We start from the raw sequence: 14,543 nt of genomic DNA on the forward strand, positions 1-14,543 counted from the left end.
GAGCTTGCTCGACTATCGACGGCAGTCGAGCAAGCTCGACTCGACGGAGCTGAGGCTCGACGCTACGGCGCGTCGTCGGCCGCGCCGCGCGCCTTGCGTTCGGCGCGTGCGTCCAGCGCCTGCCGGCCTTCCTTGACCGCCCCCTGCAGCACCGACAGTCGCGCCTGCCATTCGGCCTTCAACTGCCAGTCGGCCATGCGCATCAGCTCACCGGCACGGTTGGCCGCGCGCACCAGCCCCAGGTTGCCGGACACACCCTTGATCGCATGCGACTGCTCGCGGAACTGGCCCCAGCGGCCGGCTTCGCCATCGGCCTCTGCCTTGCGCAGGCAGGCCTCGGCATCTTCCAGGCATTGGCGGATGAACTCACGCTCGAAGCCATCGCCCATGCCCAGTGATGCCAGTTCGTCCAGCACACCGGTATCGAGCACGCCATCGAGCTGTACCGGCGCACGCACCACCAGCGGCGCGGCATTCTTCAGGTTCGCGTTGTTGGCGATCTCCGCCAGCGTATCCAGCAGGCGCGCGGCCACCACGGGCTTGGCCAGGAAGGCATGTGCGCCGGCCTGTGTGCAGCGCTGGATCGCTTCGGGGGTGACATCGGCACTGAGCACCATCACCGGCGTGCGCGGGCCGCCACCGGATTGCATCACCCGCAGTTCCTTCAGCATGTCCAGGCCACTCATGCCGGGCATGTGCAGGTCGACGATGGCCGCATCGAATTCGCTCTCGGCCAGCGCATCGAGCACCGCTTCGCCGCCGTCCACGCACATCACCCGGTGGCCGGCCTTCTGCAGCAGGCGCTGCAGCACCATGCGATTGGCTTCGTGGTCGTCGGCCACCAGGATCTGCATGCTGCGCACGCGCGCACGGTGGCGCAGGAACGGATCGGCGAAGGCGATCACGTTGCCGCCCGGGCCGATGTCCTCGCCGGCGGCCACGCTGGGCACCAGGCCCGGCTCGACCGGCTGCGGCGGCGCGAACGGCAGTTCCACCCAGAAGTGACTGCCCTGCGGCGGGTTGTCCAGGTAGCCGATCTGCCCGTCCATGGCCTCGACCAGACCCTTGGCGATGGTGGTGCCCAGGCCGGTACCTTCGTGGCGGCGGGCCATGCTCACGTCGGCCTGCTCGAAGGCCTCGAACAGGCGCGGGCGCATGGCCACCGGCACGCCAATGCCGGTATCGATGATGTCAAAGCGCAGGCGCACCGCACCGTGGGTGTCGGCGTGCACCACGTTCACCCGGATCTCCACCCGGCCCTGGTCGGTGAACTTCACCGCGTTGCCGGCCAGGTTCAGCAGGATCTGCCGCAGGTGGCCCACGTCGCCCCGCAGGGTCTGCGGCACGGTCGCGGCCACCTTCACCCGGTAATCCAACCGCTTGGCCTTGGCCTGCGGCAACAGGATCAGCCCGATGGCCTGGATCACGTCGGACAGCACGAAATCCTCGGCCACCACGCGCAGCTTGCCGGCCTCGATGGCCGAGATGTCCAGCACTTCCTCCACCAGCGCCAGCAGGCTGCGGGAAGAGGCCTGGATGGTATTCAGGCACTCGCGCTGTTCTTCATCCAGGCGCGTGGTCGCCAACACTTCGGTCATGCCATTCAATCCATTGAGTGGGGTGCGGAATTCGTGACTCATGTTGGCCAGGAAGCGGCTCTTGGCCTCACTGGCCCGGCGCGCTTCGGCCATCGCATGGGTCAACTGACGCAGCAGCGTCGAAAAATACAGCGGTACCGCCGCCAGGCCCAGCCACAGGCCAATGGCCAGGCGCAGGTTCTGCTGCCAGTACGGGGTCAGCAGCGCGGTGGCGCCGAAGCTGACCATGGCCATCGCCACGGCCACGTAAAGATAGGTATTGCCAAAGCGCATGCCGTTACCGACGGTTACCCACATCACCACGATGTAGACCCACGACAGCGGCTCACCCATCTGGATCATGCCGGCGGCGATCAACCCGTAGTCGGCCAGCATGCCCAGCACGCGGCGCGGGTCGGAGCGGCCGGGCCGCCATAGCAACCAGCCGAACGCCAGCAGCGACAGGCTCAGACCGGTCAGCACGATGGCCAGCACGCCCACGTACTGGTCATGCGGCAGGTCGAAACGCACGCTGGGCAGCAGCACGTAGCCCAGGATCAAGCTGATCAGCACGATGCGGACGATCTGCTGCCCATGCTCGCTGTCCTGCCGGTTCGACAGGCGCTGGCGCAGCCGCGACAGCAGCCGCTTCACGTGCCCATCCCCGGCCGCGCCGAGGCGGTGGAGTGCTCGGCGCAGATCTGTTCCAGCTGATTGCGCCCGCGCAGCAGCGCGTCCACGCAGCGCGGGTCGAACAGGCGCCCGCGCTGGGCGTACAGATAGGCCAGGGTCGCTTCGAAGGTCCACGCCTCTTTGTACGGGCGCGGCGAAATCAGCGCGTCGAATACATCGGCCACGGCCACGATGCGCGCCTCCAGCGGAATCGCGTCGCCCACCAGGCCGTCGGGGTAGCCACTGCCGTCGTAGCGCTCGTGGTGGCGCAGCGCGATCAGCGCGCCGACCTGGATGAAGCGGTTCTGGCTGCCGCTCAGCAGTTCGTGGCCGATACGCGGGTGCCGGCGCATGATCGCCAGCTCGTCATCGGTCAGCTTGCCCTGTTTCAGCAGCACCGCATCGGGAATGGCGATCTTGCCCATGTCGTGCAGGGGCGCGGCCATCTCGATCAGCTTCACTTCGTCTTCGGGCAGGCCCAGCTGCTCGGCAATCAGCCCGGCCACGCGCGCCATGCGCTCAAGATAGGCACTGGTGCCGGCATCACGGAACTCGATCGCCCGCGCCAGCCGGGAAAGGGTTTCGCGCTCGCGCTCTTCCACCTCGTGCATGCTGGCCAGCAGGCGCTGCTCCAGCGACAGGGCACGTTGCTTCACGTTCTCGCTCTGCTGGCGCAGCTGCAGCAGGTTGTAGCAGCGTGCGCGCAGTTCACGCGGGCGGATCGGCTTGACCAGGAAATCGATCACCCCGGCTTCCAGTGCGGCCTGGCGGATCGGTTCATCGCCCACCACGGTGATCAGGATCACCGGAATGTCGCGATGCTTGGGCAGGCGGCGGAAGCGGCGGGCGAACTCCAGCCCGTCCATTTCCGGCATGCGGTAATCCAGCAGCAACAGATCGACCGGGTGCGCTTCGCACCAGGCCAGGGCCGTAAGCGGATCGCCAAAGTCGTACACGGACAGTTCTGGTGCGATGTCTTCAATGACATGCCGCAACATCGTCCGTGCAGAAGTCTGGTCGTCGACAATGACGATATTCAACGCGCTCTCTGCCTTCCTTCTCGACCACGCTGGAAACTCAGCCGGCGAGGATACTCCGCCGCTGTGCACACTGGCACCCTGCATCGGCCCCACTCCCGTCACGATGTCGCCGGTTCATGATCGTCATCACAATGTGAAGCCGGTCCTTCGCATTGCCTCCACCCCAGCCCCTGTTTGCCACAGGGGATGTCAAGGCGGTGCAATCACCATACGCCGTGTGCGGAAAGCGTCAATCGCGCCATCTCATTCCGGGACGGCGCGCACATGCAGAGTGCGAACCCGAGCTTAGTGCTCCGGACGCATGTAAGGGAACAGCAGGACGTCACGGATCGAACTGCTGCCGGTCAGCAGCATCACCAGACGGTCCACGCCGATGCCCAGGCCACCGGTCGGGGCCATACCGTACTCCAGCGCACGGATGTAGTCAGCGTCGTAGTGCATGGCCTCGTCGTCGCCACCTTCCTTGGCGGCCACCTGCGCCTGGAAGCGCTGCGCCTGGTCTTCCGGGTCGTTCAACTCGGAGAAGCCGTTGGCCAGCTCCTTGCCGTTGATGAACAGCTCGAAGCGGTCGGTGTAGCCCGGATCGTTGTCGTTGGCGCGGGCCAACGGCGAAACCTCCACCGGGTGATCGGTGATGAAGGTCGGCTGGATCAGGGTGTGTTCGACGGTGGCCTCGAAGATTTCCAGCAGCAGCTTGCCCCAGCCGTAAGACGGCTTGACGCGGATCTTCAAGCGCTCGCAATGACGCAGCAGGGCCTCGCGGTCAGTGCAGTCGGCCGCGGAGATTTCCGGATTGTGGTGGCGCACCGCCTCGTCCATGCGCCAGCGGCGGAACGCCGGGCCCAGGTCGATGTTGGCGCCGTCCCATTCCACCGTGGTGCCGCCGTTGACGGTCTGCGCCACATCGCGGATCACGCCCTCGGTCAGGTCCATGATCTCGTTGTACGTGGCATAGGCCTCGTACAGCTCCATCATGGTGAATTCCGGGTTGTGGCGGGTGCTGACGCCTTCGTTGCGGAAGTTGCGGTTGATCTCGTAGACCCGCTCCAGGCCGCCCACGGTCAGGCGCTTCAGGTACAGCTCCGGCGCCACGCGCAGGTACAGGTCCAGGTCCAGCGCGTTGTGGTGGGTGGTGAACGGCTTGGCCGCCGCGCCGCCGGGGATGTAATGCATCATCGGCGTTTCGACTTCCAGGAAGTCGCGGTTGTCCAGCCAGGCACGCATGGCACGGATGATCTTCGAGCGCTTGATGAACACCGCGCGCGATTCCGGGGTCACGATCAGGTCGACGTAGCGCTGGCGGTAGCGCTGTTCCACGTCGGAAAGGCCGTGCCACTTGTCCGGCAGGGGGCGCAGCGACTTGGTCAGCAGGCGGATCGATTCGGCCTTGACCGACAGTTCGCCGGTCTTGGTGCGGGTCAGGCCGCCTTCCACGGCGATGATGTCGCCCACGTCCCAGCCCTTGAAGGCAGTGTAGGCATCGCCCAGCACGGCGCCCTGCAGGAACAGCTGGATGCGGCCGGATTCGTCCTGGATCTGGGCGAAGCTGGCCTTGCCCATGATGCGCTTGGCCATCAGGCGGCCGGCCATCTTCACCGTGCGGCCGGTGGCTTCCAGCGCCTCGGCGGTCCACTGCTCGGCATCGGCAAATTCTTCCTGCAGGCGCCCGGCGAAGTCCTGGCGACGGAAATCGTTCGGGTACGCGATGCCCTGCCCACGCAGCGCTTTGAGTTTCTCACGGCGCTCGGCGATCAACTTGTTTTCGTCGACGGGGGGGGTATCGGTAGCTTCGCTCATGGATCTGCGGGAATCGTGTAGTGAGGGGGGATGCTGCGCCGGCACAGCCGGCTGCACAGCATACCAAAACCGCCCTGCCCCGGCCCCGGCAGCGCCCCCGCCCTGGTAGTCGCCAACCTTGGTTGGCGTTCCTCGTCCTGGTAGCCGCCAACCTTGGTTGGCGTTCTCTGTGTCGACCAAGGTCGACACCTACCAGTCCGCGGGGTCGACACCTACCAGTCCGCGGGGTCGACACCTACCAGATCCCGGGCGCCGGTAATCGTCAACCGTTCCCCGGAAACGCCTGCCGCAGCTCGTCCACCAGCACCCGCTGGTTTTCCGAGTAATCCACCGGCACCGATACCAGGTGCACCCCGCCCTCGTTGAAGGCCGCTTCCAGGGTCGGAATGAACTGCTCGATGGCCGTCACCTCATGGCCCTGGCAGCCATAGGCCTGCGCGTACTTCACGAAATCGGGGTTGCTGAAGGTCATACCGTAGTCGGTGAAACCATCCACCGCCTGCTTCCAGCGGATCATGCCATAGGCCCCATCGTTGAGGATCAGCACCACCAGGTTCAGGCCCAGCCGCCGCGCGGTCTCCAGCTCTTGGCTGTTCATCATGAAGCCGCCATCGCCACACACCGCCAGCACCCGCCGCTGCGGATACAGGATCGACGCCATGATCGCCGACGGCAGGCCCGCACCCATGGTCGCCAGCGCATTGTCCAGCAGCAGCGTATTGGCCACCTGGGTGCGGTAATTGCGCGCAAACCAGATCTTGTACATGCCGTTGTCCAGCGCCACGATGCCGTCCGGCGGCATCACCTGGCGCACGTCATGCACCAGCCGCTGTGGGGTGAAGCCCGGCTCCTCGGCACGGTCGGCCAGATGGTCCAGGATGGTCGCGCGCAGCGGCAGCAGCGCATCGGCATGGGGCACCTGGCCTTCGATGCGATCAGCCAGCTGGGTCAGCGAGCGGCCGATGTCACCGATCACTTCCACCTGCGGGAAGTACACCTGCTCCACCGCCGCCTGCGAATAGCCGATATGGATGACCGTGGGGCCACCGGGACGCATCACGAACGGCGGCTTCTCGGTCACCTCGTGCCCGATGGTCACGATCACATCGGCCTGGTCGATGGCCATGTGCACGTAGTCGCGCTCGGTCAGCGCGGCCGTGCCCATGTACAGGCCCGAGCCGCCGGCCACCGCGCCCTTGCCCATCTGCGTGGTGAAGAACGGAATGCCCGCACGCAGCACGAAGGCCGACAGTGCCTCGCTGGACTGCGGCCGCGAGGCCGCCGAGGCGATCATCAGCAGCGGCCGCTTCGCCGCGCGGATGAGCTGCGCCGCCCGGTCCAGCGCTTCGGGGCTGGCAATGGGCCGATCCACCGCATGGGTGGGAATGAGCGATACCCCTTCCACCTCGGTGGCGGCGATGTCCTCGGGCAGCTCCAGCAGCACCGGGCCGGGGCGCTCTTCCCGGGCCACCCGGAAGGCCTCGCGCACGATGGTCGGGATCGTACGCGCCGACACGATCTGCCGCGCCAGCTTGGTCAGCGGCTTCATAGTGCTGACGATATCCACGATCTGGAACCGCGCCTGCTTGCTGGCCACGATGCCCTTCTGCCCGGTGATCATGATCACCGGCCATGCGCCCAGCAGCGCGTAGGCGGCGCCAGTGGTGAAGTTCAGCGCGCCCGGCCCCAGCGTGGCCAGGCACACGCCCGGCTTGCCGGTCAGGCGGCCGTAGGTGGCGGCCATGAACACCGCCGCCTGTTCGTGGCGGGTGATGACCAGCTCGATGCTGGAATGGCGCAGCGACTCGACCACGTCGAGGTTTTCTTCGCCGGGAATACCGAAAATACGCTCGACGCCTTCGTTCTCAAGTGCGGCGACAAGCAGATCTGAACCCTTGGACATCGGAATGCCGTCCTTTCGCTGGACTGTGGGGGGAATGGTTGCAGGTGGGGTGGGAGCCGGGTGTCAACGCTTGTCGAACCAGACCGTCTGCGCGTTGACGAATTCACGGATGCCGAAGTGCGAGAGCTCGCGGCCGAAGCCACTCTTCTTCACCCCGCCAATGGGCACGCGCGGGTCGGAGGCCGAGAAGCCGTTGACGAACACGCCCCCGGTCTGCAGCCGGCGCGCCAGCTGCATGGCGCGCGCACGGTCGGCGCTCCACAGGTTGCCGCTCAGGCCGAACTCGCTCTGGTTGGCCAGTTCCACCGCATGGTCGGCATCGCGGGCGCGGCTGATCGAAGCCACCGGGCCGAAGGTTTCGGTATCGAAGGCCTGCATGCCGGGCTCGACGTCCACCAGCACCGTCGGCGCGTAGAAGGCACCGGGGCGATCCAATTGATGGCCACCCACCCGCAGCTGGGCACCGGCGTCCACCGACGCCTGCACCTGCGCATGCAGCTGGTCCAGCAGGTCCTGGCGGGCCATCGGGCCAATGCGGTTGCCCGGCTCGCGCCCATCGCCGATGGTCAGCGCCTGCACCTTCTGGCAGAACTGCGCGACGAAGCGGTCGTAGACCGCCTCTTCAACGATGATGCGCTTGCCGGCGATGCAGACCTGCCCGGTGTTCTGGAAGCGCGAAGCCACGGCCGCATCGACTGCAGCGTCCAGATCGGCGTCAGCCAGCACGATGAACGGGTCCGAGCCGCCCAGCTCCAGCACGACCTTCTTCAGCGCCTGCCCCGCCTGGGCGGCGATGCTGCGGCCGGCGGCCACGCTGCCGGTCAGGGTGACGGCGGCAATGCGGTCGTCGGCAATCGCGGCACTGGTGCCGTCGCGGCTGATGTTGGCGGCGATGAACGTGCCCTCGGGCAGGCCGGCCTCACGCCAGGCGGCGTCGAGCAGCAGCGCGGTACCGACGATGTTCTCGGCCGGCTTCAGCAGGAAGCCATTGCCGCCCATCAGGATCGGCACCGCCGCGCGCATCACCTGCCAGTACGGGAAATTCCACGGCATGATGCCCAGCACCACGCCCAGCGGAAGGTAGGACACATAGGCCTGGTCGCCCGGCACCAGGGTCGGTTCATCGCGCAGGAACGGCGCGCCATGGTCGGCGTACCAGTCGCACAGCACAGCGCATTTCTCGATCTCGGCCAAGGCCTCGGCCTGCACCTTGCCCATTTCGGCGGTGGCCAGCGCGGCCAGCGGTTCGCGATCACGGCGCAGCACCGCGGCCATGGCACGCAGCACGCCCGCGCGCTGTTCCAGGGTGTAGCCGCTCCAGGCGGCGAAGCCGGCCTGGCCGCGCTGCAGGATCGTTTCCAGTTCGGCGGCGCTGGCGAAGGGGTGCTCGGCGATCACCTGGCCGGTGGCCGGGTCGCGGGAGGTGGCGGTGGTGGGGGCAGCGGACATGCAGGTCTCCTGTTGTCTCGACAGCGGGCGGGCAGCCCGTGTCCTGCACAGGAATGTGGACCTGTTCGAGGGCAGCAACAAGGCGTCTGCTTATCCTGTGACCTGCACTTACCTGTATAGGGGGGTGCGGCAGGGCTTGCAGCCCTGCACCTGCTGTAGAGTCGAGCCATGCTCGACTGAAGCAACAGCAACAGCGGGCATTCCGTGGGTTGGCGGGGCGGTGTGGGTAGGCAGGACACGCCGTTAACCCATCCATGGGGGCTCGTAGGCGCCATCCATGGCGCCTGCGGTCCTGCCTACCCACACCGCCCCGCCTTTGACAGTTCCTCGCGATCTGTCGGAACGGCATGGGGTCGGATCCCGTTGCTGCGCAACGGGCTCTGACCCCGGATCGATTTCTATGTTTGACAGATTCATCCACGCATGGCGCTCTGATCCGGTAGGTGTCGACCTTGGTCGACACGGATGAATCCATTCGATACCTGACAGATGTGTCGACCAAGGTCGACACCTACCAACAGCCGCGTGAACCTGTCGAAGGTGGGGCGGTGTCGGATTGCGGGGTGTCAGCCGCATGGATGCGGCTGCCAAGCCTACAAGGACGTACTTGCGGCGTCCCCGCAATCCGACACCGCCCCGCCCAACCACGGAAACCCGCTCTGGCTTTTGACGTTGATCGCAGCAGGTGCAGGGCTGCAAGCCCTGCCGAACACCCCCTACTTCCGCGGCAGGTAGGTCACCAGCGAAAGGTCATGGCGGCTCTCCGGCACCAGCGCCACGTACTGCAGGTCCAGCAACCCACGCACGGGGTGGTTCAGCTTCTTCGCACCCTCGTCGAAACGGCGCACATCGTGCTCCGGCCACCACAGCCGGAACTCCTCGCTGTGTGCAGCAAGGTCCTCGACCAGTGCCAGGAACGGCGCCTTGTCCGGCGCCTGCGCCATCGCCGCGCGGAACCCGGCCAGCAGGCCACGGGTCATTTCTTCCCAGTTGAGAATCAACGTGCGGTACGGCGCGTACAGGAACATCAGCCGCAGCGTGTTGCGCTCGTGTGGCGGAAACTGGCTGTAATCCACGAACAGCTCGGCGATGGCCGGGTTCCAGGCCAGTATGTCGAAGCGGGTATTGCGCACATAGGCCGGAATCGGCTGCATCGCCTCCACCAGCTGGCGCAGGCCGTCAGTCACGCTTTCGTCCGGCGATTCCAGTGGCACACCATAACCGGACAGCGCAAACGCGTAGGCACGCTCGTCATCGCTCAGGCGCAGCACCTTGGCCAGGCGCTCCAGCACTTCCGGCGAGGCACGCACTTCGCGGCCCTGCTCAATCCAGGTGTACAGCTCACGCTGACCCCGATGGCCAGCGCCACCTCCTCGCGCTTCAGGCCCGGGGTGCGCCGGCGCCCGGCCGGCAGGCCGAGCGTGGCGGGGTCGACACGGGCGCGGCAGGCTTTCAGGAAGCCGCCCAGTTCCTTGCGTTCACCTTCGCTGCGCATCATCGTCCCCCGTTGCAGGAGACGATGATATCCGCGCAAGCGCGCCGATCAGGCATCGATGCGCTTGGAACCCACGGCCAGGCCGGCTTTCAGGCTGGCCTCGACGAACTCGTCCAGGTCGCCGTCCAGCACCTTCTGCGTGTCCGAACGTTCAATACCGGTGCGCAGGTCCTTGATACGGCTCTGGTCGAGCACGTAGTTGCGGATCTGACTGCCCCAACCGATGTCGGACTTGGTGGCTTCCACCGCATCCTTTTCGGCGTTGCGCTTCTGGATCTCCAGCTCATACAGCTTGGCGGCCAGCATCTTCATCGCGTTGTCGCGGTTCTGGTGCTGGCTGCGGCCGGTCTGGCAGGCCACAACGATGTTGGTCGGGATGTGGGTGATACGCACCGCCGACTCGGTCTTGTTCACGTGCTGACCACCGGCACCGGACGAACGGTACACGTCGGTACGCAGATCGGCCGGGTTGATGGTGATATCGATGTTGTCATCGATTTCCGGCGACACGAACACCGAGGTGAAGCTGGTGTGGCGGCGGTTGTCCGAATCGAACGGCGACTTGCGCACCAGGCGGTGCACGCCGGTCTCGGTCTTCAGCCAGCCATAGGCGTAATCGCCTTCCACGCGCAGGGTGGCCGACTTGATGCCCGCGACGTCGCCGCCGGACACTTCCATCAGCTCGGTCTTCCAACCGCGCGATTCACACCAGCGCAGGTACATGCGCAGCAGGATTTCGGCCCAGTCCTGGGCTTCGGTGCCACCGGCACCGGCCTGGATGTCGACGAAGGCCGCCGCATTGTCCATCTCGCCGGAGAACATGCGCTGGAATTCCAGCTTCTCCACGTGCGCCTGGTGCTTGTCCAGATCGGCGACCACGGCCAGGGCGGTGTCTTCGTCCTGTTCGGACTCAGCCAGTTCCAGCAGCTCGGTCGCGTCGGTCAGGCCGTCCAGCACCGAGGCGATGCCGCCCACGGTCTTTTCCAGACTGGAGCGCTCGCGGCCCAGATTCTGCGCGTACTCGGCGTTGTTCCAGACGTCGGGGCTTTCCAGCTCCCGCGTTACTTCTTCAAGACGCTCTTTCTTGGCGTCGTAGTCAAAGATACCCCCTGAGCGACACCACACGATCGGTCAGATCGGCGATGCGCTGGCGGACAGGATTCAGTTCGATCATGTCGGCGGTTATGCACTAAATAGATGACTGCATATGATACCGCAGCCCGCGGTTCCCAGCATGAGGCCCGCTCCCCCGCCCGCTCGCGCCGACGGCGACGCCGACCCGGGTCTTGGTAGAGTCGACTGTCAGTCGACTGCTCTCCGTTCAGGTTGTGAAGGAGCCCGCGCTGCGCGCGATAGTCGACTGACAGTCGGCGCTACCCTCCGTGCGAAGCGCCCAGCGCCTGCCGCAGCAGCGGCAACTGCCGCCGGCTGCACGGCACCCCGGCCCCGTCGGCCATGTGCAGCAGGGCCTCGCCACCCTCCAGCGGCTCGATCGAGCGCAGCTGGTCGCGGTGGATCAGCCAGCTTCGGTGCGGCCGCAGGAACACGGCCGGGTCCAGCCGCTGCTCCAGCGCCGCCATGGTGATCCTCAGCGGGTAGTCATGCCCGCGCACGCGCAGGTTCACATAGTTGCCGGCCGCCTGGGCGTATTCCACATCGGCCGTGGCCACCAGGAATTCCTTGCCCAGCTTGCGCACCAGGAAGTGCTGCGGGCGCTCGACCGGCTCCACCGGCGGGCCTTCGTCGGGCGGCGCCAGCAGGTGTGCCTCGCCCTGCCGCTGGCGACCGAACCAGGCCACGGCATGCACGGCGATCACCAGCAGGCTGTAGGTCTGCACGTCCTTGAAGAACTCGTAAAACCACTGCGCCGGCCAGTCACCATAGACGTAGTGCTGGCCTGCCAGGGCGAAGGCCACCTTGCGCAGCAGCACCATGGCGCTGACATGCAGCAGCCACCAGGCGATGCCGCCCAGCACATAGAAGCCGATCCGGCGCCGCCAGGTATCGGCATGCAGCGGCCACCGGCGGGCCGCCGCCTGCAGCAGCATCAGCAGCCCCAGGGTTGCCAGCGCGCTGCTGAACTCCTCGATGGAGGTTCCCAGCCCGGCAAAAGGCTGGGCGTCACGCACCGCCCGCATCCACTGCGCCAGAACGTTGCCCGCGGCGGTACACAGGAACAGCAGCGACCAGAACATCACGTCCTTGCCGGGTCTATACGCCACCTGGGCGGTTGCAGCGGCACGTGCCGCCGGATCTCCATTTTCCATGCCGCCATTGTTGCCCATCCGCTCCCGCGCGCATCGGCCATTGGTCCCTGCAGCCCCGCCATTGGGCCCAGAACGTCCGCCACTGCGCCCTTTCAGCTGGTGCGGTGATGGTCAGCGGGCCAAGGTGCAGCATCCCCCTGATGCCCATCGCCATGCACCGACGCCACGATCTGGACACCCTGCGCATCGCCGCCTTCGCCCTGCTGATCCTCTACCACGCCGCCATGGCCTACGTGGCCGGCTGGGATTTCCACCTGAAGAGCGCCTACACCGCGCAGTGGCTGCAATGGCCGATGATCGCCCTCAATCGCTGGCGGATGCCGCTGCTGTTTGCCATCAGCGGCATCGCCCTGGGCCTGTCCCTGCCCGACCGGGGTCGCCTGCCGCATACCCTGCGCCGCTGCTGGCGCCTGCTGCTGCCGCTGCTGTTCGGCATCGTGGCGGTGGTCTCGCTGCAGGCGTACTTCGAGGCGCTGGACAAGGGCGACGTGGCGCCGGGGCTGGGACGGTTCCTGTGGCGCTACTGGCAGTTCCGGCCATGGCCGGGCGCGCACTTCACCGGTTCCCAGTACGGCTTCACCTGGAACCACCTGTGGTATCTGGCCTACCTGCTGCCCTACACCGTGCTGGCCGTGGTGCTGGCCAGCCTGCTGCGGCCGGTGGCCAAAGCGGTGCCGACCCTGAAAGTGGGCGACCGTCTGTTGGGGGCCGCGCTGCTGGTGCTGCCGGTAGTCTGGCTGGCCTGGGCGCTGTTGGTGCTGATGCCGCGTTGGCCGCCTACGCATGCGTTGCTGGACGACGTCTACGTGCACGCCGAGTCGCTGCCGCTGTTCCTGGGCGGCTTCCTGGCCGCGCGCTGGCAGCGCGGCTGGGACCTGCTGGTGCGCGGCCGGCGGCTGACCCTTGGCCTGGCCGTGCTCGGGCTGTGCTTGGAGTTGGGGATCCGCGCGCTGGCCCGACTGCCGGACGTGGGCAACGTTGACCCGTGGATTCTGGCGCTGCCATGGACGCAGACCGAGCGTGTCGGTCGCGCGCTCTACACCTGGTGCATGCTGCTGGCGCTGTTCGGCTGGGCCCGGGTGCTGCTGGCGCGCCCGTGGCCGGGCCAGGCCTATTGCCGCGAGGCGGTGTTCAGCTGGTACATCCTGCACCAGACCGTGTTGATCGTGCTGCTGTATGCGCTGCGACCGCTGCAGCTGGGCCCGTGGCTGGAACCGGCGCTGCTGGTGGCCGGCACCGTGGGTGGCTGCCTGTTGATCCACGAACTGTTGATCCGCCGCGTGCGTTGGCTGCGCCCCCTGTTCGGACTGCGCGCCCATCCGCTATCGTCGGCCACTGCACGCGTCGTACGGGCGCATTGAGGACAACGGATGTTCCAGACGCAGTGGCACCTGTGGTTGCAGCAGACCTTCGACGCCAGCTGGATGTTGGCAGTAATGCAGTTCATCAGCCTGCTCGGCTACGAGCTGGGCTATACCGCGCTGATCCTGGTGTGCGCGTTCGGCGCGCGACTGCGCGCGGGCCTGTGCGTGATGCTGGCGGTGCTGCTGATGGCCTGCGCCACGCATGCGATCAAACAGAGCGCCGCCCTGCCCCGCCCCTCCGACGTGGATGCGACGGTACTGGACAAGGGTGAGCCTTCGCATCCGTTCGTGGTCGATGGCGGTGGCCGCACGTTCTGGTCGCTGCCCGATGCGCGGGCCACGGCGATGCTGCGCGCGCAGCCGCACGCCGACTATGGCTTCAACAGCGGCCACGTGGGCATCACCACCGCCGCCTGCGTCAGCCTGCTGCTGGCATTCGGCATCCGCCGGCGCTGGCTGCGCTGGGTGCTGGTGCTGGGTTGGCCGTTGCTGAGGGCGATTTCGCGCATGTACCTGGGTCGGCACTTCCTGGCCGACGTGGTGGCCGGGTGGCTGATCGGGATCGGTGTGGCCGTGCTGGCCTGGCAGCTGATGCCAGGGCTGCGCGGGGCCCGACGCTGGCAGCTGCCCTTACTGCTGGGCGTGGGCGTGGCGCTGGCAGGGGCTTCGTTGTGGACGCATCTGGTGCCGCTGGGCGAAGCCGCACGCCTGCTGGCACTCGCTCTGCTGGTGGCGTGGCTGCAGTGGCGCGGCTGGCCGGTGGATCCGCAAGGCATCGTGCAGCGCGTGCTGCGGGTCCTGGGTGTGGTGGTGATCTACCTGTTGGCGCGACCGTTGATTGAATGGCTGGCGTACCGCCTTCCGTTGCCCGACGCGCCGATTACCGAAGTGTTCTGGCATACCGTTGGCACGCTGTTGATCCTCGGCGGTGGCGTGGCGCTGGCGCGGTGGATTCCGCGCCAGCGGTAGATCCACGCCG

The 14,543-nt window shown here is 66.7% G+C and carries 9 protein-coding genes and 1 pseudogene; 2 read left to right on the forward strand and 8 right to left on the reverse strand.

Annotated elements, in window-relative coordinates; all coding sequences use genetic code 11:
- Positions 1 to 62 precede the first annotated feature (62 nt).
- The 8 genes and pseudogenes from G4G00_RS17860 to G4G00_RS17895 form a co-directional block, all read right to left on the reverse strand.
- Positions 63 to 2,231: a response regulator gene (locus G4G00_RS17860; RefSeq protein ID WP_164275446.1), complete on the reverse strand. Its 2,169-nt coding sequence runs from the start codon at positions 2,229 to 2,231 to the stop codon at positions 63 to 65.
- A complete protein-coding gene (locus G4G00_RS17865; RefSeq protein ID WP_108752990.1) occupies positions 2,228 to 3,373 on the reverse strand; it encodes a two-component system response regulator in 1,146 nt (381 codons plus the stop codon). The genes G4G00_RS17860 and G4G00_RS17865 overlap by 4 nt, the downstream gene beginning before the upstream one ends.
- Before the next feature lie 201 nt (positions 3,374 to 3,574).
- Positions 3,575 to 5,086, reverse strand: coding sequence for a lysine--tRNA ligase (gene lysS / locus G4G00_RS17870; RefSeq protein ID WP_108752989.1), 1,512 nt, complete (start codon positions 5,084 to 5,086; stop codon positions 3,575 to 3,577).
- A 262-nt stretch (positions 5,087 to 5,348) separates the two neighbouring features.
- The gene (locus G4G00_RS17875; protein ID WP_164275449.1) at positions 5,349 to 6,989 is read right to left on the reverse strand and encodes an acetolactate synthase large subunit; all 1,641 of its coding nucleotides are present in this window, start codon (positions 6,987 to 6,989) and stop codon (positions 5,349 to 5,351) included.
- A 63-nt stretch (positions 6,990 to 7,052) separates the two neighbouring features.
- On the reverse strand, positions 7,053 to 8,438 hold the full coding sequence (locus tag G4G00_RS17880) for an NAD-dependent succinate-semialdehyde dehydrogenase (RefSeq protein ID WP_164275452.1): 1,386 nt from the start codon (positions 8,436 to 8,438) through the stop codon (positions 7,053 to 7,055).
- 716 nt (positions 8,439 to 9,154) lie between these two features.
- A pseudogene (locus G4G00_RS17885) lies at positions 9,155 to 9,936 on the reverse strand (helix-turn-helix transcriptional regulator).
- 45 nt (positions 9,937 to 9,981) lie between these two features.
- Positions 9,982 to 11,107, reverse strand: a protein-coding gene (gene prfB / locus G4G00_RS17890; RefSeq protein WP_108749502.1) for a peptide chain release factor 2 whose coding sequence is annotated in 2 segments (ribosomal slippage) — positions 9,982 to 11,031 and positions 11,033 to 11,107 — 1,125 coding nt in all. Because the reading frame shifts where the segments join, the coding sequence is not laid out codon by codon here.
- Positions 11,108 to 11,306: 199 nt separating this feature from the next.
- Positions 11,307 to 12,218 carry a LytTR family DNA-binding domain-containing protein gene (locus tag G4G00_RS17895; protein ID WP_164275455.1) on the reverse strand — a complete coding sequence of 304 codons (912 nt, stop codon included), beginning with the start codon at positions 12,216 to 12,218 and terminating at the stop codon, positions 11,307 to 11,309.
- A gap of 134 nt (positions 12,219 to 12,352) precedes the next feature.
- On the opposite strand from G4G00_RS17895, the gene G4G00_RS17900 reads away from it, so the two are divergent.
- A complete protein-coding gene (locus G4G00_RS17900; RefSeq protein WP_164275511.1) occupies positions 12,353 to 13,561 on the forward strand; it encodes an acyltransferase family protein in 1,209 nt (402 codons plus the stop codon).
- Between the two features lie 9 nt (positions 13,562 to 13,570).
- Complete coding sequence (locus G4G00_RS17905) at positions 13,571 to 14,533, forward strand: phosphatase PAP2 family protein (RefSeq protein ID WP_164275458.1); 963 nt, start codon at positions 13,571 to 13,573, stop codon at positions 14,531 to 14,533.
- The last annotated feature ends 10 nt before the right edge of the window (positions 14,534 to 14,543 follow it).

The organism is Stenotrophomonas sp. B1-1 (assembly GCF_010894375.1).
Lineage (GTDB): Bacteria > Pseudomonadota > Gammaproteobacteria > Xanthomonadales > Xanthomonadaceae > Stenotrophomonas.